At 65.4% G+C, this 26520-nt stretch carries 23 protein-coding genes; 8 read left to right on the forward strand and 15 right to left on the reverse strand.

Annotation, left to right across the window (positions count from 1 at the left end; genetic code table 11):
* The 3 genes from PUN51_RS16385 to PUN51_RS16395 all read left to right on the forward strand — a co-directional run.
* Positions 1-336 (forward strand): HNH endonuclease signature motif containing protein (locus PUN51_RS16385; protein WP_275181805.1); only part of this gene is annotated, 336 nt, incomplete at its 5' end.
* Positions 337-345: 9 nt separating this feature from the next.
* Entirely contained in the window at positions 346-1125 is a 780-nt protein-coding gene (locus PUN51_RS16390; RefSeq protein ID WP_275181806.1) for an isocitrate lyase/PEP mutase family protein, read from the forward strand.
* Between the two features lie 61 nt (positions 1126-1186).
* Positions 1187-1996 (forward strand): YqjF family protein, encoded by an 810-nt coding sequence (locus PUN51_RS16395; RefSeq protein ID WP_275181807.1) that lies wholly within the window; start codon positions 1187-1189, stop codon positions 1994-1996.
* 33 nt (positions 1997-2029) lie between these two features.
* Here the strand turns inward: PUN51_RS16395 and PUN51_RS16400 are convergent, their stop codons facing one another.
* Complete coding sequence (locus tag PUN51_RS16400) at positions 2030-4453, reverse strand: Tex family protein (RefSeq protein ID WP_277999636.1); 2424 nt, start codon at positions 4451-4453, stop codon at positions 2030-2032.
* A 139-nt stretch (positions 4454-4592) separates the two neighbouring features.
* On the opposite strand from PUN51_RS16400, the gene PUN51_RS16405 reads away from it, so the two are divergent.
* Positions 4593-4910 (forward strand): hypothetical protein, encoded by a 318-nt coding sequence (locus PUN51_RS16405; RefSeq protein ID WP_141157959.1) that lies wholly within the window; start codon positions 4593-4595, stop codon positions 4908-4910.
* A gap of 234 nt (positions 4911-5144) precedes the next feature.
* On the opposite strand, the gene PUN51_RS16410 is transcribed toward PUN51_RS16405, so the two are convergent.
* The 4 genes from PUN51_RS16410 to PUN51_RS16425 all read right to left on the reverse strand — a co-directional run bounded on the left by PUN51_RS16410 (position 5145) and on the right by PUN51_RS16425 (position 9915).
* Positions 5145-6215, reverse strand: a complete 1071-nt coding sequence (locus PUN51_RS16410; protein WP_224025142.1) for an alkene reductase — start codon at positions 6213-6215, stop codon at positions 5145-5147.
* Between the two features lie 115 nt (positions 6216-6330).
* Positions 6331-7065 (reverse strand): PKD domain-containing protein, encoded by a 735-nt coding sequence (locus tag PUN51_RS16415; protein WP_275181813.1) that lies wholly within the window; start codon positions 7063-7065, stop codon positions 6331-6333.
* 250 nt (positions 7066-7315) lie between these two features.
* The gene (locus tag PUN51_RS16420; RefSeq protein ID WP_275181815.1) at positions 7316-7981 is read right to left on the reverse strand and encodes a DUF6318 family protein; all 666 of its coding nucleotides are present in this window, start codon (positions 7979-7981) and stop codon (positions 7316-7318) included.
* 206 nt (positions 7982-8187) lie between these two features.
* A complete protein-coding gene (locus PUN51_RS16425) occupies positions 8188-9915 on the reverse strand; it encodes a purine-cytosine permease family protein (protein ID WP_275181816.1) in 1728 nt (575 codons plus the stop codon).
* A 186-nt stretch (positions 9916-10101) separates the two neighbouring features.
* On the opposite strand from PUN51_RS16425, the gene PUN51_RS16430 reads away from it, so the two are divergent.
* Both PUN51_RS16430 and PUN51_RS16435 read left to right on the forward strand, forming a co-directional pair.
* Complete coding sequence (locus PUN51_RS16430) at positions 10102-10536, forward strand: pyridoxamine 5'-phosphate oxidase family protein (RefSeq protein ID WP_224025138.1); 435 nt, start codon at positions 10102-10104, stop codon at positions 10534-10536.
* Positions 10537-10555: 19 nt separating this feature from the next.
* Positions 10556-11014, forward strand: coding sequence for a very short patch repair endonuclease (locus PUN51_RS16435; RefSeq protein WP_275181817.1), 459 nt, complete (start codon positions 10556-10558; stop codon positions 11012-11014).
* A 138-nt stretch (positions 11015-11152) separates the two neighbouring features.
* On the opposite strand, the gene PUN51_RS16440 is transcribed toward PUN51_RS16435, so the two are convergent.
* Entirely contained in the window at positions 11153-12379 is a 1227-nt protein-coding gene (locus PUN51_RS16440) for a glycosyl hydrolase (protein ID WP_275181818.1), read from the reverse strand.
* 236 nt (positions 12380-12615) lie between these two features.
* On the opposite strand from PUN51_RS16440, the gene PUN51_RS16445 reads away from it, so the two are divergent.
* Positions 12616-13026 carry an Hpt domain-containing protein gene (locus PUN51_RS16445; protein WP_159632795.1) on the forward strand — a complete coding sequence of 137 codons (411 nt, stop codon included), beginning with the start codon at positions 12616-12618 and terminating at the stop codon, positions 13024-13026.
* Here PUN51_RS16445 and PUN51_RS16450 read toward each other — a convergent pair.
* A complete protein-coding gene (locus PUN51_RS16450) occupies positions 12999-13763 on the reverse strand; it encodes a response regulator transcription factor (RefSeq protein WP_275181819.1) in 765 nt (254 codons plus the stop codon). The genes PUN51_RS16445 and PUN51_RS16450 overlap by 28 nt on opposite strands.
* Before the next feature lie 94 nt (positions 13764-13857).
* Between PUN51_RS16450 and PUN51_RS16455 the strand changes: the two genes are divergently transcribed.
* On the forward strand, positions 13858-15522 hold the full coding sequence (locus PUN51_RS16455; RefSeq protein WP_275181820.1) for a sensor histidine kinase: 1665 nt from the start codon (positions 13858-13860) through the stop codon (positions 15520-15522).
* On the opposite strand, the gene PUN51_RS16460 is transcribed toward PUN51_RS16455, so the two are convergent.
* From PUN51_RS16460 to PUN51_RS16495, 8 genes are all read right to left on the reverse strand, one after another.
* Complete coding sequence (locus PUN51_RS16460; RefSeq protein ID WP_275181821.1) at positions 15491-16735, reverse strand: 5-methylcytosine restriction system specificity protein McrC; 1245 nt, start codon at positions 16733-16735, stop codon at positions 15491-15493. The two genes, PUN51_RS16455 and PUN51_RS16460, sit on opposite strands and share 32 nt — an antisense overlap.
* A complete protein-coding gene (locus PUN51_RS16465) occupies positions 16722-18953 on the reverse strand; it encodes an McrB family protein (protein WP_275181822.1) in 2232 nt (743 codons plus the stop codon). The genes PUN51_RS16460 and PUN51_RS16465 overlap by 14 nt, the downstream gene beginning before the upstream one ends.
* A gap of 70 nt (positions 18954-19023) precedes the next feature.
* Positions 19024-19281 (reverse strand): PLD nuclease N-terminal domain-containing protein, encoded by a 258-nt coding sequence (locus PUN51_RS16470; RefSeq protein ID WP_159632798.1) that lies wholly within the window; start codon positions 19279-19281, stop codon positions 19024-19026.
* A 66-nt stretch (positions 19282-19347) separates the two neighbouring features.
* On the reverse strand, positions 19348-19764 hold the full coding sequence (locus PUN51_RS16475; RefSeq protein WP_224025132.1) for an acyl-CoA thioesterase: 417 nt from the start codon (positions 19762-19764) through the stop codon (positions 19348-19350).
* Positions 19765-19802: 38 nt separating this feature from the next.
* Complete coding sequence (locus tag PUN51_RS16480) at positions 19803-21848, reverse strand: ABC transporter ATP-binding protein (protein ID WP_275181823.1); 2046 nt, start codon at positions 21846-21848, stop codon at positions 19803-19805.
* Complete coding sequence (locus PUN51_RS16485) at positions 21845-23578, reverse strand: ABC transporter ATP-binding protein (RefSeq protein ID WP_159632801.1); 1734 nt, start codon at positions 23576-23578, stop codon at positions 21845-21847. The genes PUN51_RS16480 and PUN51_RS16485 overlap by 4 nt, the downstream gene beginning before the upstream one ends.
* A 233-nt stretch (positions 23579-23811) precedes the next feature.
* Complete coding sequence (locus PUN51_RS16490; protein ID WP_275181824.1) at positions 23812-26022, reverse strand: MDR family MFS transporter; 2211 nt, start codon at positions 26020-26022, stop codon at positions 23812-23814.
* Positions 26015-26509, reverse strand: coding sequence for a MarR family winged helix-turn-helix transcriptional regulator (locus PUN51_RS16495; RefSeq protein ID WP_275181825.1), 495 nt, complete (start codon positions 26507-26509; stop codon positions 26015-26017). Before PUN51_RS16495 ends, PUN51_RS16490 begins: the two co-directional genes overlap by 8 nt.
* Between the last annotated feature and the right edge of the window lie 11 nt (positions 26510-26520).

Raw genomic sequence — 26520 nt, forward strand, 5'->3', positions numbered from 1 at the left:
CTCTTCACCCCCGCCCAACGCACCGCCCTCACCACCCGCGACCAAGGCTGCGCCTTCCCCAACTGCACCATCCCCGCACCCTGGTGCGAAGCCCACCACATCACCTACTGGTCCCACGGCGGGCCCACCACCACCAACAACGGCGTCCTGCTCTGCAGCCACCACCACCACCTCGTCCACAAAGAACAATGGACCATCACCACCACCCCCGGCACACCGGCCTTCATCCCCCCACCCCACATCGACCCCACCCAAACACCCCAACAAAACCACTACTTCAAACCACCCCCGCCACCCCACCCACCACGCGAAGAGTGTCCAAAGACAGTCCGTTAGGCTTCACCCATGACCGAAAACAGCAGCGCAAAAGCCTCCGAACTTCTCCACCTCCACCAGGCCCCTGAGATCCTCCAGGTGGTCAACGTCTGGGATGCCATCACGGCCAAAGTCATCACGGACATCCCGGGCACCACTGCCCTGGCAACGGCAAGTCACTCGATCGCCGCGACGCTGGGCTACGAGGACGGCGAGAACATTCCCGTCGACGAGATGGTCAGCTTTGTGGGCCGCATCGCCGCAGCCACCCACCTGCCGGTCAGCGCTGACCTTGAGTCCGGCTACGGGAACCCTGGGGAGACAACCCGGAAGGCCATCGGAGTCGGAATCGTTGGCGCCAATATCGAGGACCAGATGCGCCCGCTCGAGGACGCGGTGAACCAGATGGCAGCCGTTGTGCATGCGGGCGCTGCAGAGGGAATCGACTTCGTCCTGAACGCGCAGACCGACGCCTTCCTCAAGGGCAAGGACCGGGACCCCGAAGACGTTCTTGCGGATGCCATCGCGCGCGGCAAGGCCTTCCTGGACGTCGGCGCCACCACGGTCTTCGTCCCCGGCCTTTTGGACGAGCCCACGGTTACTGCCCTGGTGGAAGGCATCGGCTGGAACAAGGTCTCGGTCATCAATGTGCCCGGGTCCCTGCCGCCGGCGACGCTGCAGGAACTGGGCGTGGCCCGTATTTCGTATGGTCCCTGGACCCAGAGGGTGGCGCTGACTGCCCTGGCTGACACCGCTGCGAAGCTTCTCGCCGGTGGCCAGCTTCCCGAAGACACACGCCCGCTGAACTGAGAGCTGCGGGGCGGAAGCCAGGAGCTTCGTCACCCAAACCGAGCGAAGGAGTGGGAGGACCTTGACCGGAAACCTATATGCCGCGGGAGTGTGGCCGCGGCCGCCGGCACTTCCAAGGCCGGTATTTTCCGACCAGCGGTGGCTTGATGCCGTCTTCCTTCACTGGCGCATTCCGGAGGCCACTGCCGCGGCGTTCATGCCGGACGGGGTTCAACCCGATGTGTTCGACGGCAGTTCCTGGGTTGGCCTGATCGGCTTTCGCATGGAGCAGGCAGCGCTTGGGCGAGGCCCCGGCATCCCGTATCTGGGGAGCTTCAACGAGGTGAACGTCCGGCTTTACTCCCGCGAGCCGGACGGCACCCGCGGAGTGGTGTTCCTCAGCCTGGATGCAGACCGGCTGCCCGTTGTCCTCGCGACCCGGGCTGCCGGGATTCCCTACGTGTGGTCGCGCATCCGGCAATGGCCTCCCTTTCCGGGGTACGGCGGGGGACGGCAGCACGCCACCGGCGCGGCCGGAACACCCGGCGGCGAGAATGGATCTGCCGTTGGTTACTCCGTACGCCGGCTGGGCGCCACTGCCGCCCGCAGCACCTTTGGGGTCATCCCCAAGCTGCACGCCGCGGCAGCCGACCCTTTATCCATCTTCCTGACCGCCAGATACGGCATGCATGGCCGCTTCTACGGCAGAACCATCTACGTTCCAAACACGCACCACGAGTGGCCGCTCTTCGGCGCTGAGGTCCACCAGCTCAGTGATGGGCTGGTAAGAGCCGCCGGGATCAGTGTCAGCGGTCCGCCAGAGTCCGTCCTTTACTCCCCGGGAGTCCGGACAAGGTTCGGCAGGCCGCGCGTGCTGGAAACTACCGGCTAGAGACCTCGGTACCGCCAAAAGACCCGGTGGAAACTACTTGCCCAGGCCGGCCTTCCGAAGCGCCTCGGCCATGGCCGTGTTGACGGGTTGGGGTGCGGAAGTCGACCTGGCACTCCCACCGGACGTGCCCGATTCCTGCTTCCCCTGCTGTTGGCGGTCCGGACGCCCGGCACGCTCGGTCTTTCGGCTCCCGGAATCGCGCCGGCCGGACCCTGAATCGCGCCGGCCTGAACTTGCGCCGCCGCCGGCGGGTTCGTCGTCGAGCCTCAACGTGAGCGAAATCCGCTTCCGTTCCGGGTCAGCCTCAAGTACCTTCACCCGGACCACCTGGCCGGACTTCACCACCTCGCGCGGATCGGACACAAAGCGGTTAGACAGGGCGGAAACGTGGACCAGGCCGTCCTGGTGGACTCCAACATCCACGAACGCCCCAAAGGCCGCGACGTTGGTTACCGTTCCTTCGAGGATCATGCCCGGCACCAGATCCGAGATCTTCTCGACGCCTTCCGAGAACGTGGCGGCGGCAAAGGCGGGCCGTGGGTCACGCCCGGGTTTGTCCAGTTCAGCGAGGATGTCCTTGACGGTGGGCAGGCCGAACGTGCCGTCGACGAACTTCTGCGGGTCCAGGGAGGAAGCCGGGGCGGAACCGGCGGCCACGAGGATCTTCCTTGCCACGGCGTAGGACTCCGGGTGCACGCTTGATGCGTCCAGCGGCTCGGCCCCGCCGGTGATCCTGAGGAATCCTGCGCACTGCTCGAACGCCTTGGCGCCCAACCGCGGCACTTTCTTGAGGTCGGTCCGCTTGTTGAAGGGTCCGTGCTCGTTCCGGTACGCCACGATGTTTTCGCTCAACAGGGGCCCAACGCCGGCAACCCGGCTAAGCAGCGCAGGCGAGGCAGTGTTGACGTCAACACCGACTGCGTTCACGCAGTCCTCCACCACCGCGTCCAGGCTCCGGTCCAGTTTCGAGGCAGTCACATCATGCTGGTATTGGCCTACGCCGATGGACTTGGGATCGATCTTGACGAGTTCGGCGAGGGGATCCTGCAGGCGGCGGGCAATGGACACGGCGCCGCGAAGCGAAACGTCCATTCCCGGCAGTTCAGCGGCGGCGAGCGCGGAGGCGGAATAGACTGACGCGCCGGCCTCGGACACCACGATTTTCTGGGGTTTCCGGTCCACCTCGGGAAGCAGCTTGATCAGTTCGGCAGCGAGTTTGTCCGTTTCGCGTGAGGCGGTCCCGTTGCCGATGGCCACAAGTTCGACGGCGTGCTGCCGCGCCAAACGCACCAAGGTGGCCAGCGCTTCGTCCCATTTCCGCGCCGGGGCGTGCGGGTAAACGGTCTCGGTGGCCACCACTTTCCCGGTGCCGTCCACTACGGCGACTTTCACCCCGGTCCGCAGTCCCGGGTCGAGGCCCAGCGTGGCACGGTTTCCGGCGGGGGCGGCAAGCAGGACGTCCCTGAGGTTGGCGGCGAACACCCGGACCGCTTCGTCCTCCGCTGCGGCGAACAACCTGGTGCGAAGGTCGGACGTGAGGCGGGCCAGCACGCGTGAACGCCAGGCCACCTGGGCTGTCTGCATCAGCCATGCGTCGGCGGGACGGCCACGGTCGGCGACCCCGAGGAACCTGGCAACTGCGGACTCGTAGCGGGCGCGGGCGGCGGTCAGGGCGTCGTCGTCCGATGGGTCGGCTTCGGCGAGGTCCAGCTCAAGGACGCCGTCCTTCTCCCCGCGGAACAGCGCGAGCACTCGGTGGGATGGCATCCGGTCCGGCGCCTGCGCGAACTCGAAGTAATCGGCGAACTTCTGGCCTTCGGCTTCCTTGCCCTTTTTGACGCGGGAGACCATCCGGCCCTGCGTCCATATCCTGTCCCGGAGGGTTGCGGCGAGGTCAGGGTCCTGGGCCACGCGCTCCACAAGGATGGCCCGGGCACCGGCGAGCGCGGCGGCGGGGTCACCGATGGCGTGGTCACTGTTGAGGTACTTCCCCGCCTCGTGTTCGGGGTCCAGGTCCGGCCGCTTCAGCAGCGCATCGGCGAGCGGCTCCAGCCCGGCCTCCCGGGCAATCTGGGCCTTGGTCCGGCGCTTGGACTTGAACGGGAGGTAGATGTCTTCGAGCCGCGATTTGGTGTCCGCGGCCAGGATCGCCTTGCGCAGTTCAGGCGTCAACTGGCCCTGCGCCTCGACCGCTTCGAGGACTGCGCGACGGCGGTCTGCCAGTTCGCGGAGGTAGCGCAGGCGTTCGTCGAGGTCACGGAGCTGGGTGTCGTCCAGCGTGCCGGTGGCTTCCTTGCGGTACCGGGCGATGAACGGAACCGTTGCCCCGCCGTCGAGCAATCCAACCGCGGCCTTTACCTGCCAGGCCGTGACCCCCAATTCGGCAGCGATCTGGGCGAAGATCGCATCGTCCTCCGATGCGCGGGAGGGGGCGGAGGCAGCGGAAGGTGCAGGCAGTTGAGTCACCAGAACATCTTGCCTTACCGCGCTGCAGGGCTCCACCGGGCGCCGTGCGGTTGGGGATTCAGCAGGGGACGGGAGGGTATTCCGCTGGGCCCGGCAAAGTGCTGTAGTGGACATGCCGTTACTGGCGCCCATGCTCGAGGAAGAGGCCATCATGCGGGAACTGCTTGTGGTGTTTCAGGAGGGATTCGATGAGGCTAACGTCACCGTGACCGTCAACGGCAAGGAGGTGCGGCGGGACCTGGGAATCTCGACCAATCCGCTGCTCGGCATTGCATCCGAGGTGTCCGTGGAGTTGCCGGCAAAGGGCGCACAGGTGGGAGTTGAGGTCACGAATCGGGGGTTGAAAGCCATTACCAAGGTCAGCGGGAAACCCAAGAGCGTGCTGGTTTCGATCGAGGATGGGCGCCTGCTGATGAAGGAAGGCACAGGCCGCGAGGCCGTTCTGTAGCTAACTTCCCAGGTGGCAAAACTGGCTCTGGTAAGAGTCCATTCGATGGAGTAGCATCTGATCACCGCCGGCTTCCAGTGGAGTCCGGCGGGCCACACAAGTCTTCAGCCGGGGGTCGTCGGATGGCCTCCGGCGCCGCTGTCCGGGACCAGCACCCCTGACAGCCAACGACGGCGGCACCCATGATGGGTGCCGCCGTCGTTGTTTCATCCGGGTTGGCCGGTAGGCCGCCGCTTAGCCCTGGTACAGAGGGTAATCCGTGTAACCGGTGGCGCCCTCCGCGTAGAACGTGGAGGCGTCGGGCTCGTTGAGCGGGAGGCTTTCCTTCCAGCGCCGGGCAAGGTCCGGGTTGGCGATGGCGGGGCGTCCCACCACAACGGCGTCTGCGTGGCCTTCCGCCACCAGGTTCACGGCTTCTTCGCGCGTGGTGATCACGCCGAAGCCGGTGTTCACCAGGAAGGTTCCGCCGAAGCGTGCACGAAGGTCCTGGACAAGTTCGCCGGTGGGCTCGTGGTGCAGGATGCTCAGGTATGCCAGGTTGAGCGGTGCGATGCTGTCCACGAGGACCTCGTAGGTGGCCCGAACGTCCGCTGCGTCCGTCTCGGCGATGCCCTGCACGTTGTGCTCGGGGGAAATGCGCACACCCACGCGGTTCGCGCCAAGGGCTGCCACCACGGCGTTGATGGTTTCGATGACGAAGCGGGCGCGGTTTTCCGGTGAACCGCCGTAGCTGTCCGTCCGGACGTTGGAGTTCGGCGCCAGGAACTCGTGCAGGAGGTAGCCGTTGGCCGCGTGCAGTTCCACGCCGTCGAACCCTGCCTCGATGGCGTTCAGCGAAGCGTTGACGAATTCCTGGATGACCATGGGGAGTTCGTCCGTGGTGAGGGCGTGCGGCACGGGGTACGGCTGCTTGCCGGCCGGTGTCCGGACCACGCCGTCGATGGCTACGGCGCTGGGAGCGACGATAGGCAGCCCACCGGTGATGTCGGAGTGGGAAACGCGGCCGCCATGCATGATCTGTGCGAACATGCGTCCGCCTTCGGCGTGGACGGCTTCGGTAACCGTCTTCCACCCGGCAACCTGTTCTTCGGTGACGATACCGGGCTGGCCCGGGTAGGCCTGGCCGGCCGGGGTGGGGTACGTGCCCTCGCTGACGATCAGGCCCAGGGAGGCGCGCTGGCGGTAGTGCTCGGCCAGGAGCGGTCCGGGGATGCCTTTCTCACCTGCGCGGAGGCGGGTGAGGGGTGCCATCACCAGGCGGTTGGGAAGTTCAAGTTCGCCGAGGGTGAGTGGGGAAAACAGCATGCGCAGTTCCTTTCGAAGGCTTAAGACGTACTGTCTTTGCCAACTGTGGGGCGCGTGCAACTATTCCGTACTTCCGCCGGTGCGACGGGGATCACAGGTTTCCTTCGGCCCCGCGCTATCCTCCGACCCCGGGGCAGCCCTGGCCCTGCGGATTGGCGTTGCAGTCGTCGGCATAGTTGCGGGTGAGCGAACGCCACACACTGATGCTTTGCGGTGGGGCGTTGAACTGGCCTTGACCGGGGATCGGCAGCGGCGGCCCGGAGTTCACCGAGTACGTGCCCTGGAACGAGGTGGTCAGGACAACCTGGAAATCGCCTGTGGAGGCATACGCGTGGCTGGTGCGGGTCTTTTCGCCCCACCGGTCCTGCGGCAACGGGCCGCCCATGGAAGGCTGCGGGCCGAAGACTGTGCCATCTCCGTAGTTCCACGTGTACTGCACCGGAGTGGCCACCACGTGGACTTTCTGGCCGAACATGGTGATGTCGAACTGCTGTTCAGCCGCTTCCGCGTAGAAATTCGTCTCAGCGCCCCGGAGGGTGTTGGGGCTGGGCTGGGCCACGACCGCCCCGGCACTGACAGGGAGGTTCTGGAACTGCCGCTGGATATCCGCGGCGATCCTGGGCAGGAGGTCCTCGGGCTTCGGATCGTAAAGGCAGGTGGGGCCCGAGTGATGCGCCCAAACAGCCCCCGGCACACCCCGGGGCCGCGACAGCCACATGACCGGAATGCCCTTGGCGCCGTCCTCACGGTCTTTGCAGTCGAGCTGGCGGGCGAGGCAGGGCGTATCGAAGTCGCCTCCGCCAAGGTGGCACTGAAGTTCGTACTTGTATTCGTTGGGGTCGGTACTCACAGTGCCGGGTTCAGGCCTCGAAAAGTCGCCTGTCCCAGGATCTAATTGCCATCCAGAGACGTCCGCTCCTCCGGAATTCCAATGACCCTTCGGTGGTGCGCTTCCCATTTTCGGCGGGGATGAACCATCGTTTTCGCGACCGATTATGGGCGCGTTGCCGTGCTCTGTAGCCGCACTTGCTGCGGCCGGTACGAGGAAGGACCCCAGTAGAAAGCCCAGCACGCAAAATTGGAACAGGACTTTCATATCGTCAACCGACGATCGGCTCAACAGTTTGGACGAACCATGACCCCTCGCGGAACACGACCAACATCAGGCTGCCCGAGTCTGCAGGCTTGGGATCAGTACTATCGAGGGACTTGTCTGCGTTGTAGTAGCTCAGCGCTTCCTGCGACACCTGCACGGCGACTTGGTAGTTACCATCAGGCGCCACGACAAATGTCGTGTTAACGGATGGCGTTGTCACCCTGCCACCGACCAACCACCGCCCCTCTTGATGCCAGCCTTGTTGAACCTGCTTTGCTCGTTCGCACATGGTGCACGCCGGACTGGTGAGCGCGGATACGGGCTTTGTATCCCCGGTTTCGTATCCATAGCTGAGGAGCTGGAACCAGTACTTAGCGAACGCCTCGAGCCCTTCCTTCGTCTCGGTCTTAGCTACCTCGGGCAGCACGGGCACGGGAACGTTCTGGGCGGGTCCGGAGGCGTCGGCAGGCTTGTAGACGGCACTCGGCGTTGGGGTGGGAGTGGCCGTGGCGCTGGCAGTAGGCTTTTCCTCCGCTACCTGGGACGAAGTGCCGCCCGGCCCCGGCGACCCTCCGGAGTTACAGCCGGACAAAGCGAGCGCCAAACCAACAAAAAGGGCTGCTGCTCCCGACGGCACAGCGCGGGACGTAAAGGAGTTCTGTGATGTCATGGGCCGCTATTCCCCCAGTAGTTTCAAGACGGCTTGCTCCGAACAGTGCCTTAAGGGTAGCCCACGTCACAATATGGCGATCAAACTTATCCACAGGCACCGCCCACCGTTCTACCACCGGGTCCGGCCAGCAAAAAGTCATAAAGGGAGCCGGTGCATAAAGCGCACCGGCTCCCCCGTCAATAAAGAATCAAGAAAGCAAAACCCTACTTCTGTGCGGGCAGGACCAACTCCCCCGTCTTATCCGTGGACAAGGCGAGCGACGAAACATACTGCGGTCCACCGTCGGACGCGTCCTGTGTGGACCGCACCATGTCCGGACGTTCGAACTCCAACCCCGTCACGTGGCACAGGAGCTTGGCGTCGCTGGGGTTCCCGTCGGCGTCGAACATGGGCAGGTCGATCCCGTCGTCGGTCCGGCGGAGGTAGTAGCGGCCGCGGGTCAGGACCGCGAGCGCCGGTGGCAGGACCAGCGCCAAACCCACCGCGAAGATGGGCGAGTACGGCTGGATCGCAGTTCCAAATGCCCCGAAGAACACGGCAATCGAAATTCCTGCGGAGACCAGCATGGACACGAAGCCAACAGGGTTCACGGCGTACAGCATGCCGCGGCGGAACTCAGGCACCTTGGGTGAAATCTTGAGCAGGTACTTGTTGATGGCAATGTCGGACGCCACGGTGACAACCCACGCCATGGCGCAGTTGGCGTAGAACCCGAGGATGGTGTTGAGGAAATCGAACATGTTCGCTTCCATCAGGACCAGCGCGATCAGCAGGTTCACCACCACGAACACCATCCGGCCCGGGTAGGTCTTGGTGATGCGCGTGAAGGAGTTGGTCCAGGCCAGCGAGCCGGAGTAGGCGTTGGTGACGTTGATCTTGATCTGCGAGATGACCACCATCACCACGGCCAGCGTCATGGCCAGCCACGCGGGCATCATCTCCTGGTACACGCCCAGGAACTGGTGCACGGGCTCATTGGCCGTGGCGGAGGCGGCAGGATCCAGCGTGGCGATCAGGTAGATGGCGATGAACAGGCCCACGATCTGCTTGAGGGCCCCGAAGATCACCCAGCCCGGGCCGGCCAGGATCACTGCGCGCCACCAGGCGCTCCGGTTGGCCTCGGTGCGCGGCGGCATGAACCGGAGGTAGTCGATCTGCTCGGCAATCTGCGCCATCAAGGACAGGCACACCCCGGCGGCGAGCATCACGGACGCAAGGTTCGGACCGCCGTCGCCCGTTGCTCCGGTGTAGGCGAAGAAGCTGTCGATGCTCTCCGGGTGCGAGACCAGCAGGTATCCCACAGGTACCACCATGAGGAGCAGCCAGAGCGGGGTGGTCCACACCTGGAGTTTGGCCAGCGTGTTCATGCCGTAGATGACCAGCGGGATGATGATCACCGTGGACGCGGCGTATCCCATCCACTGCGGAATGCCGAGCCCCAGCTCCAGCCCCTGCGCCATGATGGAGCCCTCCAGCGCAAAAAAGATGAAAGTGAACGTGGCAAAGATGACGTTGGTGACCACCGACCCGTAGTATCCAAAGCCCGAGCCCCGGGTGATCAGGTCCAGGTCGATGTTGTAGCGCGCGGCGTAGTACGCCAAGGGAAAGCCGGTGGCGAAGATGACCACGGCCGCCACCAGGATTCCCAGGATCGCGTTGACCGTCCCGTAGGAGATGCCGATGTTCGCCCCGATCGAGAAGTCCGCCAGGTAGGCGATGCCGCCCAGCGCACTCGTGGCCACCACGCCCGCACTCCACTTGCGGTAGGACCGCGGCGCGAACCGCAGCGTGTAATCCTCCAGGCTTTCCTTGGTGGCGTTGAGGGCGGCAGTGTTGCCCGCCGTAGGGATTGCCGGAGAACGTCCGACGACGGCGGCACCAGCGGGTGCCGCCGGTTCCAGCAGTTGCGTTGTGTCTGTGTCGTTGCCCATTGGGTGCGTCGCTTTCGTTTGCCTTCAGCCGTCATGGCCCTGCGTGCGACGCTATCCAGCGGGAAATACAGCCCGGTCACAGACCTGTTTCCGAACTGTTAAGCCTTGACTCTGCTGTCATAAAGCGGGGGAAATGGGGGCACAAAGCCTCTGGCGTATTTCTACTCCACGTAGAAGAATGGCCGCATGATGTTTGAACACGCGGACGGCAATCCTGTCCTTGAACTCGATGATGAGCAGTCGTGGCGGCTTCTGGCGGCAACGCAGCATGGCCGGCTGGTGGTTTCCGTCGCAGGGGAACCGGACATCTTCCCGGTGAATTACGTGACCTCCAACCGGAAGCTCTACCTGCGCACGGCACCTGGAAACAAACTGGCACAACTCACAATCAACGCCAAGGTACTGTTCGAAACCGACGGCATCCTGTCGCAGGAGGCCTGGTCCGTTGTCCTCCGGGGGACGGCAAGGGTCCTCAGCAACTCGGACGAGCTCGCTGCCATCGAAGAACTGGGCCTGAAGACCTGGGTCCCCACGCTCAAGGACTTCTACGTGGAGATCGACCCAACCTCCGTCAGCGGCCGGCACTTCGTGTTCGGCGAACAGCCGGAACGGGAGATCTAGGCCCTCCTAGACTGGAAGGATGCCGGACGATTCCAGCGCTGCCAAGCCCACTGCAGACAGGCTCACTCCTGAGCAGCGCAGCTGGAACATGTCCCGGATCCGCGGGAAGAACACCAAACCCGAGCTGCTGGTGCGGCAGCTGCTGCACGCCAGGGGCTACCGGTACCGGCTGCACGGCAGGTCCGGCAGCACCAGGCTGCCAGGCAATCCTGACCTCGTCTTCGCCTCCCGGCACAAGGTGATCTTCGTCAACGGCTGCTTCTGGCATTTCCACGACTGCAGGGTGGGTCTGCACGCTCCAAAAGCCAACGCCGAGTTCTGGGCAGCGAAACGGAGCCGGACCCGGGAACGCGACGCCGGCCAGCGCCGGAAGCTGGAAGACGCCGGCTGGGAAGTGCTGACGGTCTGGGAGTGCGAACTGAAGGATCGATCAGCACTCGAAGCCCAGTTGGTGCATTTCCTCGAAGCCGGCGCATGAAGGCTTGTAAACAGCCAATCTTGAGGAAATCTTTCGCTGCTCCGGCCACTGTCCTTGATCCTGGCGCGGCAGGATAAACGGGTTGCCGGCGATCAGGCAGCCGCCACTGACAGTTTCGGAGCAGCTATCCCCTATCCCCTAGCTTCTTCGAGCCAACAGGGCGGACTTGAACGCCGACGCCGACGAGTCACTGCTGTTGATGCGCCAGTCTGTTTCCTTTTGCATATGGAACCAGACAAAGCCCATCACGTCCGGCTGGGCGGCAAGGTAGGACACCAGGTCCGTATTCCAGGTCGCTTTGGAACCGCCCAGTTCGCTGGACGCCGTTTCCGCGATCAGCACGGGTTTCCCGGGGGCCAGGCTGCGGAGCTGGGAGATGCCGGGGCCGAGGAGGTCCACGGGGGAAACCCAGCTGCTCCAGGTTTGCGAGGTGCCCCAGTTGTAGCCGTCCAGGGCCACGATGTCCGCGTAGCCCGGGCCCGGGTACAGGCCTGCCAGGTCAGTGGAGCCCCAGTAAGGCACGTTCGGCGACCAGACCCACTGGACGTTCGCGGCGCCCGTGCCGGCAACGACGTCGTGCACGTGCCGCCAGGCGGCTATGTAATCTCCTGGCTGGTTGCCGTTGACGCCTTCGGCCCAGGGATACCAGTTGCCGTTCATCTCGTGGGCAAAGCGCAGCATGACCGGTTTGCCCCAGGCCGCGAGGGACTGGCCCCACTGGCTGATGTACCCGTCGAAGTCCCCGGCAGTAATCCGGGCAAGCGAATACGCCGGCTGGTTGACGCCGCCTCCCCATGCCCACGGCTCCCAGGTCACCAGGGGCGTGGCTCCGCGGGAGCGGACAGCGTCCAGCTCAGTGATGGGCGGGGACTGTAGGAAATCCTTGTAACTCATCACGATGGAAGGGATTTCCCCGGACACGGTGGCAACCTCGTCCAGTTCCGAACTGGCCAGGGGTCCCCCCGGCGTTGCCGCTCCAAAGCGCAAGGCGGCGGAACTGATGGCCGGCGCCGGTGCGGGCGCCGGAGCCGGCGCCGCCTGGACCACGAATGTGGCGGATGCCTTGATGGACGACGTCTTGGCGGTGATGGTGAGGTTCCCGGTAGCCGCCGCCGGAATGGTGATGCCTGTGCTGAACGCACCCGTCGAGGTTGTTTGGAACGCGAACGTGGTGGACCCGACGATCACGGTGCCTGTGGTGGAGGCCCTGAACCCGGTTCCGGCGACCGTCACGGCGGAACCGGCCGGTCCGGAGGTGGGATTGAGCGAAACTTGCGGTGACGTGGCTGCTGCGCTGGCCGGCTGGATGACGGAAACCGCCAATCCAACCCCGATTATGAGCGCGACAAATAAGGACCTAAGCATTCGGAACACGGCAATCTATCCCCAGATTGAGAGGCGGCCGCGGCCGCCGGTGGCGTCAATGCAGAAAGCACTGGCCTTGATTTTATGGGCAAAAATCCGCACTCCCATCAAGAAAACCACAATTCTTGCCGAGTCTTCTGCGAGGTCCTGGGAACAGTCCTAACCTGAAAAAGAGCAAGCGTTCCGGGCTCAGCGCCCAGATTCCCGAGTCTACAAAACCAGCAGAAAGGAGTGTCATGAGCACATCAGATGATGCCCCCAGGCCGCTGGTAGACCAGTCCGTCCTGGACCGGCTGCGGGATGAACTCGAGGAGGAGGAAGGCTACAGCCGCGTCTTCGTGGGGAACTTCATCGAGTACCTGCCCCAGCGGCTGGGCCGGTTGCGGCTGGCCCTGACCACGGGGGACCTGGAGGGCTCCATGGACGCGGTCCTGAGCCTGAAGACGTCAAGCCAGATGGTGGGAGCAGAGCGCCTGGCCGGACTGGCTTTGGAGCTGGAGAACGAGATCCGGGCCGAGGCTCGCCACGCTGACATGGCGGTGGCGCTGCCCAGGCTGGCCGCCACCTACCTGCGGCCCATCACCCAGTGCAGCAGGCAGACCATGCACCGGCTGCAGGCTCAGTGCTGCCCCGGGGCCAAACGGTAACCCACCCCGCGAACGGTTTGCAGCCACCGTGGCTGCTGCGGTGAGTCGCCCAGCTTTTTGCGCAGGTTCCCCATGTGGACCTCCACGGAACGTTCGTCTGCTTCGCTGATGTAGCTGCCGACGTCGTAATCCTCGTCGCGGAGCCGCCGCACCAGGTCGGACTTGGTCCTGACCGTCCTTCCTGCTTCCAGGAGCGCGTAAAGGAGTTCGAACTCCGTACGGGTCAGGTTCATCTCTATGCCGTCAACGGTGACGGTGCGGGAGGCGTAGCTGAGCTCCAGGCCGTTGTGGGTGAAGTTTCCGCGCTCCGGATGGGCCGCGCTGTCCGCGGAGGCATCCACCGAAACTTCGTGCGGGTCAGGAACGGACCGCGGCCGGCGCATCATGGCCGCAACCCGGGCGCGGAGCTCCCGCGGGCGGAACGGCTTGGTGAGGTAGTCATCGGCCCCCGATTCGAGCCCGATCAGGGTGTCCAGTTCCTCGGTGCGCGCCGTCAGCATCACGATGTACGCATCCGAGAACTCGCGGATCTGCCGGGAGACTTCAAAGCCGTCGATGTCCGGCAACCCCAGGTCCAGGGTAATGACATCGGGATTAAGGCTCTTGGCCATCAGGACGCCCTCGGCGCCGCCGCTGGCGACGGTTACCTCAAATCCAGCCTGGGTCAGCACAGTGCGAACCAGTTCCCGAATGTCGTGGTCATCTTCGATGACCAGACCCACACGTGCCTCACTCATAGAGCCCCCTCAATGCCAACGTCTGAAGTATAGCTGGCTGCGGATATCCTGCTGGTATGGTCCCGCACACCCCCACATCCGCGTCCCCCGCGCCATGAGCGACCCCACTGCCTGGTCCTCGGGCCGGCTGCGGTTTTTCAAGCGGCCCTTCCATGAGTACCGGCTGACGGACCGGGTGGCCCTGAGCCAGATGCCGTTGTTCGTGACCACGCTCCTCACGGCTTTCCTGGTGTGGGCGTTCTTCCCGGACACCATGGGCAATCCCCTCTTTGTTACGTTCCTTGTTTCGCAGCTGGCCATCATGGCGCTCTGCTATGTGATCCCCTGGGACCGGCTGCCCTACACCAGCTTCCTCGCCATCCCGCTGCTGGACTTCATCTCCATCGGCGCAGGCCGCGAAGGTGGCCAGGAAAGCCTGACGGGAATCAGCCTGCTGGCCGTGTTTCCCGTCATTTGGCTTTGCGCGTCCGGCTACTATCCGAGGGCCGCGTTGTGGTTCTCCTTCCTTGGACCGCTGGCCATCATCTGGGTGCCGCTGCTCCTGAAGGGCAACTTCACGCCGCAGGACTTCGCGCGCTCACTGCTGCTGCCCGTCATGATGCTGGGCATCGGCGTGTCCGTGAGCGTCCTGACCTTGAGCATGATGCGCCAGCAGAAGCAGCTGGAAGAAAAGGACGAGCAGCTGCGGGCCAACCTGCGGACCAGCAAGCGCCAGGAATCGCTGCTGAACACTGTGCTGGATACCGTGCATCTGGGCGTGCTGGCTATTGATGCCGACGGCCATGACATCCTGATGAACCGGAAGCAGCGGGCCAACCATGAACTGGCCCGGCCAAAGAACATTGCGGACCCCAACGAATCGCAGCTGCTGGTCTACGGCCCGGACCGGAAAACCCTGATCCCCGTCCAGGAGCGTCCCGTGCGCCGCGCCGTCCTGGGCGAAACCTTCACCGATTACCTGGTCTGGCTGGGTGACGGGAAGGACCAGCGGGCACTCGTGACCACGGCCCGGGCCATGAAGGACTCCGACGGCAACTTCACCGGCTCGGTGATTGTCTTCAGCGACGTCACGGACCTGGTGAACGCGCTCACCGCCAAGGACGACTTCGTCTCCAGCGTCTCGCACGAATTCCGGACCCCGCTGACGTCCATCCTGGGCTACGTTGAGATCCTGCTGGCCGATGATCCGGACGAGCCTGAGCGGGAGATGCTGGAGATCATCCGCCGCAATTCCGAGCGCCTCCTGACCCTGGTGTCGGACCTGCTGGCCAGCCGGAACGGCCAGCTGATCGTCTCGCCCGACGCCGTGGATGTTGCCGAACTGGTTCGCAGCAGCGTGTCCTCGGCGTTGCCCCGCGCAGCCGCAGCCGGCGTGGAACTGCGGGCTGAAACCCCGGAACGACTGGAGGCCCGCGTGGACAGCGCCAGGATCTCCCAGGTCCTGGACAACCTGGTGTCCAACGCCATCAAATACTCCCCTGACGGCGGCGAGGTGGTGGTGTCGCTGGCGCGGGAAAACGGCCATTTGGCCTGCCGGGTCAAGGACACGGGGATGGGCATGAGCCCGGAGGACACCTCCGAGGTGTTCGCCAAGTTCTTCCGAACCAGCAACGTCCGGCGCACCGCCATCCCGGGCGTCGGCCTGGGCCTGCCCATCAGCAAGGCGATCGTGGAAGCCCACGGCGGGACCATCGACGTCGAGAGCATGCTGGGCGAGGGAACGACGTTTACGTTCCGGGTTCCGGTGCAGCGGTCCTGAGCACCTCGCCCCAGGATTGGGAGGCAAGGTCCCGTATGGATTCCAGGATGGCCGACGGCGGCTGGCTGAGATCCAGCGGGAACTCCACGATGTCGATGTCGGTGTTCAGGATGCGGCGGAGCTTCATCTCGCCTTTGCCCGCGTAGACCAGCCAGGCGGTGGGCACGGCGAGCGCGGTGCAGTGGGCCAGCATTTGGTAGTGGTCGGCAGTCAGCGACGCGCCGGCATCCGAGGCCGCCCGGTACTTGGCGTTGTAGGCAACCACCGGGCGTCCGCCGAGCATGTGGACGGCATCAGGGCGCACGGACAGCCGGTCGGAATCGCGCACCGCCTCGCTGAGGAGGGCGTTGTAACGCAGCCGCAGCTCCCCCGGATATGACGCCATCGCACTGCGCAGTGCCGTTCCCACGAAGTCTTCGAAAACCTGGGCCATGTCCACCACGAACGACGCTGTCTGTTGCCTGCCCTCCCCCGCCTCGGCGGACGCGTTGCGCAGGACCAGCTCCGCGAGGCGCAGCACTGCGTGGTAGCGCAGGTTCATCCTGGTGGGCGTCCACGGCGGCACCGGGGCGCCTGCTGGAAGGCGGGTAACGGCGTCGAGCTTTCCCTTCAGCTGGCGCAGCCGCCCCAGCACCTCGGGCCGGACGCCGGGCACCTGCCCCATCCGTTCCAGGGCGGCGCGCAGGATCCGGTTCTCGGCGATGTCCTCGGTGAACTCGTCGTAGGAGACCTCCAGCGGGACCAGCATGCCGGGGCGGCGGGATATCTGGTCCGAGATCCGGATCCGGCCCTTGACCGTGCGCAGGGATTCATCCACGGTGAGGTAGCCCTGCAGGACCCCGCGGCCCAGGGCACGCTCGGCCAGCTGCGCCAGGGACTCCGCCAGCGCACTCCACAGCTCCCGGTCCTCGTCCGCCGCCACCAGCTCCGGGCGGAACCCCTGCTCCCCCGCGTAGCTGAGCAAAAACAGGAGCCGGCTGAGCCCCAGCCGGTCCTTGGGCCGGACGTCCAGCTGGAGCGTGGGGGTGCGCACCGAGCCCACCTTGCCTACCGGCTCGATCCGGTACAGCCCCATGCCCATGGGCGAGGCCTTGGCCAGGCCACTGGAATTCAGGAAGGAAGCGCTTGGCGCATCCAGCCGCTCAACCAGCCCGGTGGACAGCTCGTCCAGGACCAGGTGCCGCACGGACGCCCTGGGGTCAGCGCGCTGCAACGCGTCCCAGCAGCTGGTCCAGCCCGAACCGCTCCTCCAGCTGCGCCCGCGTCAGCTGGCCGTGGTAATGCTCCTCCAGCAGCGGCATGAGCTCGTACTTCCAGATCCGGCGCAGACCTGCAGGGGTTTGGGCTGCCGGCTTCATGAAGTAGGACGGGCCGATCATCAGGTCCCGGTCCCACTCGTCAATCGCCCCGTTGAGCGCGTCCAGCAGCAGTGCCGGGGTGGTATCCAGTTGGCGGGCCTCCAGGAACCGGAGCAGGGAGCCCTTGACCGGCTCCGTCTGCGGGTGCAGCTCGATGAAGGAGAAGCGCCGGCGGATAGCCGCGTCCATCATCGCGATCGACCGGTCAGCGGTGTTCATGGTGCCGATGATGTAGAGGTTGTCCGGCAGCGTGAACGGCTCGTTGGGGCTGTACTGCAGGTAGATCCGGTCATCGCGGTACTCCAGCAGGAAGTACAGCTCGCCGAACACCTTGGCCAGGTTGGCGCGGTTCATCTCATCGATGATCAGGAAGTACGGCTTTTTCTCGTTGCCGGGCTTGGCGGCTTCCTCGGCGAGGCGGCGCAGCGGACCGGCCACCAGCTTGAAGGACACCTGGCCTTCATCCGTCTTGTCCGGCCGGTAGCCCTCGAAGAAGTCCTCGTAGGCGTAGGACGGGTGGAACTGGACCAGCTTGACGCGTTCGTCCGTGGTGTCGTCCGCCAGTTCCGCGGCGAGGTGCTTGGCCAGGTAGGTCTTGCCCGTGCCGGGAGGGCCGTAGAGGACCAGCTGGCGGTTTTCCTCCAGCAGGTCGGCGATCTCCTGGAGGGGCTCCAGTTCCATGTGCAGCGAGGCTGCGAATTCCTGCGTCAGAGGGCGGAAGCCCTCCTGGACAGGGGGGACGACGGCGGCGCCGTCAGTATCGCCGTCGGGCTCGGTTTCCGCCTCCGCCGGAAGCAGCGCCTGCAGCGCCTGGACCACGCGGGTCACGTCCACCACGATGCCGGGGGTGGCGAGCTGTCGCTGGACGTGCCGGGGAAGGCTGGTGGCGGTATGGCCGTCGTCGAACCAGCGCACCTTGCGGCGCAGGCGCCGGTTGTCGTCGTTGTACTGGGGCTCCCCCAGCACGCCGCCCAGCCGTACGGTTCCGGCGTGCTGGTACAGCACCAGGTCCCCGGGCTTCATGACGGTCAGGAAGGCAAAGACCGCGGTTTTGGTGTCTTCGCGTTCCACGTAGCCGAGGTGCTTGTAGTCCTCGTCCACGGCGTGCTGCACCAGGCCGGCGGTGACGCCGGGGTCCAGCGTGCGGAGATGCTCGACGTCGAGGGTCACCTTCTCCTCGCCGTGCCAGGCGGTGAGCAGCTCGGCATGGTCGCTGTGGGTCCGGAGCAGCCAGGCGCGCCGGCCGGGGTCACCCACCTTGCGCCACTGGCTGACCAGCTGGCGGGAGTACCAGTCGATCCGCTGGCCGGCCTGCTCGTCCAGGTACAGCCGGATGCGGTGGATGTCCGCGGTGATGTCCTCTTCCCCGTCGCCCTTCGCGCCGCCCACCAGGGAGGCGAAGGCGTCGCGGATCTCCTGCCGCTCCACGTCCGCCACGACTGGCTCGAAGTAGCTGGGCCACGCCAGGAATTCGATGCTCCGGCGGATGGCGGGCTGGTCGTCGGGGGTGGATGCGGCGAGGCGGTGGAACTGGAGGGGGTCCTTGATGGCCGCCTGCACCACGGCAGCCGGCCGCTGGGCAACGTTCCGCACGAACCGGCACAGCCACTTCAGGTGGTCCCAGATGGTCCAGTTGAATTCGGCGGTCCGGTCCCGGATTACGCCGTGGTCGGTCATCCCGGCGTACAGCTCCTCTGGCAGTTCCAGCGGCGGTTCCAGCCAGCCGGCGGCTTCGGCCACGCGGGCGCGCTTGACCTTGAGGGACTTCACTTCGTGGGCCAGCGGAAGGGACTGGAGGAAGAGCAGCTCCACGGCCAGCTGTTTTGCTCCGCGGGTGGCACCCTCCAGGTTTTCGCGGAGGTTCGTCATCATCGGGGCTTTGGGGTCAGCGATGCCGCGGTCCAGCCGGTCGAGCAGCTCCGCGGCCGCCGGAACGGACCATGTCCTGGTGCGGCCGTCCAGGGGCGAGGCCTTGCCTTGGAGGCCGGGACCCAACACGAACCATGCCGCGTCCTCGATCTCCCTGGAGATGCCGAGGGCGCGGGTCATGGCAACAGTGGCAGTGGGGGTCATGCCCTCAAATTTACAGGGTCAAGCTGGGCGGCCGCTCCACGGGTGCCGGCCGCCCTCCTGCCAGCGGGGACTACTTGCCCGTGGCGGAGTGCTTCCGGCCGAAGATGAAGTAACCCATGGGGCCGATGAAATTGACGAAGGACGCCGCCCGCCACGCGGCCTTGGGCCCGTTGATGAGTTCTGCCGGCCGCCGGGAGATGTCGCGCTGGGCGGCAACCAGCAGGGACACCTGAACCAGGCCCGTCACAATGGTGCCCATCTTGGCACCCGGTGACATTTCCTTCCAGGTCTTCTTTTTCCGGGCGGTGCGGTTCTTGTTGCCGGCCATGAGCGCTTCCTTTCGGTGTACAACGTGGTTCCAGTCCAGTAGGTCCGGTGCCGGCTGTCCAGAGTCTTAGTGCCTGTAGGGGGCCATCCGGTCTTTCTGTTCCTGGCTGAGCCTTTGTACCCGGCCCGTGGCTTCATCCACGAACGCCAGATGGCTGCTCGCCTTCACGCAGTCCTCCCGGGTAACGGGGTCCTGGAGCAGGTAGTGGATGTCGAAGCTGGCGCCCTTGACGGCACCGATCCATACCTGGACCACCGCAGGAACGTTGCGGTACTCCAGTGTCCGGACGTAACGGATCTTGTGGTCCACCACCAGGGCAAGAGTCCCGGCCGGGACGTCGTTGAACAGCGACACCGGGGGCTCAATGCCCGGAAGGCCCGCGCCCCGGGGCGGTCCGAAGGCTGCGATGCGGGCTTCCTCCAGCATCCGCACGATCTGGACGTTGTTGATGTGGCCATAGGCGTCCATGTCGCCCCAGCGCATCGGCACCAGCACCTCGATCCGCTGGCCGCCGTGCGCGCTCAGCTGCGCACCGCCGTCGAATCGTCAACCGGGAAGTCCCCGGCGTCCGCCCCGGCAAACTGCGACATGTAGAGGCGGTGGTAGGCCCCGCCGGCAGCGAGCAGCACCTGATGGTTGCCCTGTTCCACGATTCGTCCGTTCTCCATAACCAGGATCGTATCCGCATCACGGATGGTGGAGAGACGGTGCGCGATGACGAAGCTGGTCCGGTCTGAGCGCAGCGCCGCCATGGCCTTCTGCACCAGGAGCTCGGTGCGGGTGTCCACGGAACTGGTGGCTTCGTCCAGGATCAGCAGCGACGGGTTGGCCACAAATGCGCGGGCAATGGTGATCAGCTGTTTCTCGCCGGCACTGACGTTGTTGCCCTCTTCGTCGATCACGGTGTTGTAGCCCTCGGGGAGCGCCCGGACGAACCGGTCCACAAAGGTGGCCTTGGCGGCCGCCATGACCTGTTCCTCTGTGGCGTCGAGGTTGCCGTAGCGGATGTTGTCGTAGATGGATCCGCCGAACAGCCAGGCGTCCTGCAGCACCATGCCCACCTTGGAGCGCAGTTCGGAGCGGCTGAGGTGGGTGACGTCCACACCATCCAGCATGATGGAGCCCGAGTTGAGCTCGTAAAAGCGCATCACCAGGTTCACCAGGGTGGTCTTGCCGGCTCCCGTGGGCCCGACGATGGCCACGGTGTTGCCAGGCTCCGCCGTGAAGGACAGGTTCTCGATGAGCGGCTTGTCCGGGGTGTAGCTGAAGGTGACGCCCCTGAAGTCCACGTGCCCGTCGGTTTTGGCCGGCAGGTGTTCGGTGGCGGTTTCGGCATCCTGTTCGTCGGCGTCCAGGAATTCGAAAACGCGTTCCGAGGACGCTACGCCGGTCTGGAGCATGTTGGCCATTCCGGCCATCTGGCCCAACGGCTGGGTGAACTCGCGGGAGTACTGGATAAACGCGGTGGCATCGCCCAGGGACATGGCGCCGGAGGCCACCCGGAGTCCGCCCACCACGGCGATGCCCACGTAGCTGAGGTAGGACACGAACTGCATGACGGGGAAGATGATCCCGGAGACGAACTGCGCCCCGAAGCTTGCCTTGTACAGGGCCTCGTTGCGTTCCTCGAACCGGGCCAGCATGTCAGCGTCCCGGCCGAAGACGCGGACCAGGTCGTGGCCGGAAAAGGATTCCTCGATCTGGCCATTCAGCGACCCGGTGTTTTTCCACTGGGCTGCGAACAGCTTCTGGCTCCGGGCCCCGATCACCCCGGCCGCCACCCCGGACAGCGGGAGCGCCACCAGGGCGATCAGCGCCAGTTGCCAGGAGACGATGAACATCATGATCACAATGCCCACCACGGTCAGCACGGAGTTCACCAGCTGCGCGAACGCCTGCTGGAGCGCCTGTTGGATGTTGTCGACGTCGTTGGTCACGCGGGACAGCACGTCGCCGCGCTGCCGGGTGTCGAAGTAGTTCAGCGGCAGGCGGTTCAGCTTGCTTTCGGTATCGTCGCGGAGCCGCCGGATCACTTTCATGACGATGCGGTTCAGCACGTACCCCTGCAGCCACATGAAGATGTTGGCCACGAAGTACATGAGCAGGACGATGGCGATGAGCATGCTGAGCCTGCTGAAGTTGATGCCGGTGCCCGGTACCAGTTCCATCCTGGAAACCATGTCCGCGAAGTTGTCCTGGCCCTGCTGGCGCAGGCCTGCCACGAACTGCTCCTTGCTGGCGCCGGCCGGCAGCTGCCTGCCGACTACCCCGGCGAAGATGACGTCCATGGCCTGGCCCAGGATCTTGGGAGCTATGACGTTCAGGACCACGGAGATGACCACCAGGCCCACCACCGCGTAGATGCCCATGGCCTCGGGCTTCAGGAGGCCCATGAGGCGTTTCGCGGAAGGCCAGAAGTGCTGGGCCTTCTTGGCGGGCATGCCACCGAACATGTCCCCGTCCGCCTCGGAGGGCGTGAATTCCTCTTCGAAGTAGTCGTCGTCCTGCGGCGGGGCGGGCTGTGTGGCCTGTTCCACGGAATCGGCATCCTTCCTGCGGGGACTCATGCCACTTCCTCCACGCTCAGCTGGGATTCAACAATTTCCTGGTAGGTGGGCGAGGTTTCCAGGAGTTCCTCGTGCGTGCCGCGGTCCACGATCCGCCCGTTGTCCAGCACCAGGATCTGGTCGGCCTCGGTGATGGTGGAGATCCGTTGGGCCACGATGATCACGGTGGCGTCCGACGTGGTGCGCTTGAGGGCTGCGCGGAGCCGGGCGTCAGTGGCGACGTCAAGGGCGGAGAAGGAGTCGTCGAACAGGTAGACCCGCGGCTTGGTCACCAGGGCGCGTGCGATGCAGAGGCGCTGGCGCTGTCCGCCGGAGACGTTGGTGCCGCCCTGGGAGATCCGGGAGTCCAGGCCGTGCTTCTTCTCGCGGACGAACGACTCGCCCTGTGCGACCAGGAGGGCGTCCCACAGTTCCTGGTCTGTGGCCTCGGTCTTGCCGAACCGGAGATTGTGCCCGATGGTGCCGGAGAACAGGTAGGGGCGCTGCGGTACCAGGGCCACGCGCCGAGTGATCTCTGCACGGTCCAGCCTGTCCACGGGGACCCCGTCCAGCAGCACCTGGCCTTCCGCGGGGTCATACAGCCGCGGCAGGAGGGACAGGAGGGAGGTCTTGCCGGCGCCTGTGGAGCCGATGATGGCGATGGTCTGGCCGGGCCGGGCGGTGAAGCTGATGTTGCTCAGTACGGGCGACTCGGCTCCGGGGTAGGCGAAGGTCACGTTGCGGTACTCCACCACCCCGGCAAGGGCGGCCGGGGCCTCGGGGTTTAGGGGGTCGTGGATGGAGGGCTCGACGTCGAGCACCTCGCCGATGCGGTCGGCGCAGACGGAGGCGCGCGGGATCATCATGGCCATGAAGGTTCCCATCATGACGGCCATCAGGATCTGCAGCAGGTACTGCAGGAACGCGGTCAAAGACCCCACTTGCATGGCACCGGCGTCCACGCGCTGGCCGCCAAACCAGAGCACGGCGGCGGTGGACAGGTGCAGGATCATGCTGATGGCCGGGAACATGAGGACGAACAGGGCACCGATGCGGAGCGAGACGTCCGTGAGTTCCTTGTTGGCGCCGCCAAAGCGGTCCGTCTCATAAGGTTCCCGCACGAAGGCCCGGACCACCCGGATGCCGATGATCTGTTCGCGCAGCACGGCGTTGATCCGGTCGATTTTCCGTTGCATGGAGCGGAACAGCGGCATGAGCCGGACCACCAGGTATCCCACCACCACGGCCAGCAGCGGGACGGACACCCAGACCAGCCAGGACAGGTTCAGGTCCTCGCGCAGCGCCATGATGATGCCGCCAATGCACATGATGGGCGTGGCCACCATGAAGTTCAGTCCCATCAGGAGGAGCATCTGCACCTGCTGGACATCATTGGTGCCCCGGGTGATCAGCGTGGGCGCGCCGAACGCATTGACGTCCTTGGCGGAGAAGCTGGTGACCTTGCCGAACACGGCGCGGCGCAGGTCCCGGCCAACGGCCATGGCTGTCCTGGAGCCGAAATAGACGCCGGCGATGGCCGCAGCCACCTGGGCGAAAGCCACAAGGAGCATCAGCGCACCGGTTCGCCAGATGAAATCGGTGTCTCCGCGCGCCACGCCCTGGTCGATGATCTGGGCGTTCAGGCTGGGCAGGTAGAGCGCGGCGATGGTGGCGGCAAGCTGGAAAATGACCACGGCGGCGATATACGGCAAATACGGTTTGGAGTAGCGCCGTATGAGGGTGAGGAGCATGGACTCAACTCTAATAACGCCCACCGACATTTGGGCTCCGGCGGAGCATCTTTTCCCGCGCCCACCCGCTGGTGACGGCGGGGGCCCGGCACACCGCCCCGGGCCGGCATGATGCAGGAAAGCCGCAGCCCCCACCCGGAGGGTTTTCCGGGTGCGGGCTGCGGCTTTGTTGCTATCCGTCGGGGGCTTGGCCGGCCCCGGCAGGGACGGCTTACTGCTGGCTTGCAGGCCGGCTACAGTCCCTGGTTCGGCTCCGAAGAATCATCGGCGGACGGAGTGGCAGTCGGGGCTGCGGCACTGTGCCGGCCGTGACCGGCCAGGTACAGCGCGGCTGCTGCCTGGATCTTGCGTTCCTTCAGCAGCTTGCGCTGCAGCCGGCTGAGCTCTGCCGCCGTGGCGGCCTGCCTGGCAGCCACCTCCTGCTGGGAGCGCAGCTGTTCCTGGATGTCCAGCACCATGGTTCCCAGTTCGGCCTGCTGGCGGGCCAGAAGATGCTGGGTGTCCTGCAGCTTCTGCAGGGTGTCAGCGGCGCTGGCAATCGCGTTGGCGGCTTTGTCCACGTTGTCCGCGGACCGCAGGTCCAGCTCTTCCGAGCGGAAGCTGCGTGCAAAGACTTCCTCGAAGTCTTCCGTGGCAACCCTGCCGGACGCTGCTGCCGCCGCGGCAGCACCGGCGTCGTACATTTTTGCGGGAGCCGCGGCAGTCCGCACGGCGCTCCGGGGGGTGATCTCCCCGGCGGGGGCGCCTCTGTCCGGCGCGGCAGCGGAGACCATGGGCAGCTGGCCGGTCATGGCCGTCATGCCCGCTTCACCGGCCGCGTTGGCCTGCAGCGTGGCCTCGGGGGTGATGTCCACCGTCTTGCGCAGCGGCACTTCGTTGATGAAAATCACGGCGATGAGGGCAACGGCGCTCACCACGGCGGAAATCATGAAGATGCCGGCCGTGGCATCACCGTAGGCGGCGCGCATGACCTCCGCGATCGGTGCAGGCAGGTCCTTGAGGTCCAGGGTGGCACCGCTGTTGCCGCCGGGCTGGATGCCCAGCTTGGCGAGCCCGTCGGTGGCCAGGTCCTTGACGTGGTTGGCCATGACGGCGCCCAGGACGGACACGCCGATGGCACCGCCCACGGAACGGAAGAAGGCCACGGAGGCGCTGGCGGAGCCGATGTCCTTGGCCTGGACGGTGTTCTGGACCGCGAGGACCAGGTTCTGCATGAGCATGCCCAGGCCGATGCCGAAGATGCCGGTGTAAAGGCCGGTCAGCCAGAGTTCGGTGGTGTGGTCCATGGTGCCGGCGAGGGCCAGGCCGCCGATCAGCAGGATGGTGCCGCCGATCAGGAAGCGCTTCCACTTGCCGTAGCGGCTGATGAGCTGGCCGGAGACCACCGAGCCGACGAGGTTGCCGGCGATCATGGGCAGGGTGAGCAGGCCGGCCTCGGTGGGCGTTGCACCGCGGGCCACCTGGTAGTACTGGCCCAGGAAGGTGGAGGAACCGAACATGGCAACGCCGACGGCCACGGAAGCCACGATGGCCAGCGCCGTGGTGCGCTCGGAGATGATCTTCAGCGGGATGATCGGTGCGGACACCTTGGACTCAACCAGGACCAGCAGTGCGAGCAGCAGGACGCCGCCGCCCACCATGACGGCCGACTGCCAGGACCACCAGTCGTAGTAGTCGGCCTTCCCGGCGAAGGAAACCCAGATCAGGAGCAGGCTGACGCCGGAGGTCAACAGGATGGCGCCGAACCAGTCGATCTTGGCAGGACGGCGGACGTGGGGGATCTTCAGCGTGACCTGGAGCAGGATCAGGGCGACGACGGCGAGCGGCACGCAGACGAAGAAGGTCCAGCGCCAGCCGAGTGAGCTGTCCACGATGAAACCGCCCAGCAGCGGGCCGCCGGCGGTGCCGACGGCCATGACGGCGCCCATGTAGCCGGAGTATTTGCCGCGTTCGCGCGGCGGGATGATGGAGCCGATGATCGCCTGGGCCAGGGCGGTGAGGCCGCCCATGGCGATGCCCTGGATCACGCGGGCGGTGAGCAGGAACGGGATGTTTTCGGAGAAGCCTGCCATGACCGAGCCGGCCACGAAGATCACGATGCTGAGCTGGACCAGGACCTTCTTGTCGAAAAGGTCTGCCAGCTTGCCCCAGATGGGGGTGGTGGCCGCGTTGGCCAGCAGTGCCGCCGTGATGACCCACGCGAAGTCCGTTTGCGTGCCCTTGAGCTCGGACATGATGGTGGGCAGCGCGTTGGCAACGATGGTGCTGCTGAGGATGGCGGTGAAGAAGGCAGCGAGGAGGCCGGTCAGGGCCTCCATGATCTGCCGGTGGTTCATGGGCGCGCCCGGTTCGTGGCGCTTGGATTGCCGCGATTCCTGTCTGGCGGTGCGTTCGCGCTGGCGCTCCTGCTCCTGGTCCGCGGCGGCGGCGGTGACGTTAGCCATTAATGGACTCCTGCGTTTTCTGTTCGGTGGTGGTTCCGGCCGCCCTTGCCCGGATGGAATTCTTCAGGGATGCAGTGAGCTTGTTCAGCATCGCGGCTGTTGCAACGGCATCGTCCTCGTTCCAGTCCGACAGGTACGCCTGGAGCGTTTCCGCCCGGTGCCGCACCAGCTCCGCCAGCTTCTCCTTGCCCCGCGGGGAAAGTGCCAGCAGCTGGGCCCGGCCATCGTCCGGATCCGGCATGCGAAGCACCAGGCCTGCGTCAGCCAGCTCGGCCACGTGCCGGCTGAGCACCGGCGCGCTGACCCCCAGGCGCTCGGCCAGGTGCGCTGCGCGGGTCTCCCCTTCGCCGATGAACCTGAGTACGCCCTGGAGGGCGATCCCGGTGTCCTGGCCTTTGACGTTGATCATGGTCACGCAGCGCAGTGCACGCTGGAGGTCATAGATGTGGCTGACGAGGTCGGCTGCGGTGGCCGGTGCGACAGACATGATGCTCCCTA

The sequence above is a fragment of the Arthrobacter sp. NQ4 genome, from assembly GCF_029077345.1.
In the GTDB taxonomy this organism is placed as follows: domain Bacteria; phylum Actinomycetota; class Actinomycetes; order Actinomycetales; family Micrococcaceae; genus Arthrobacter.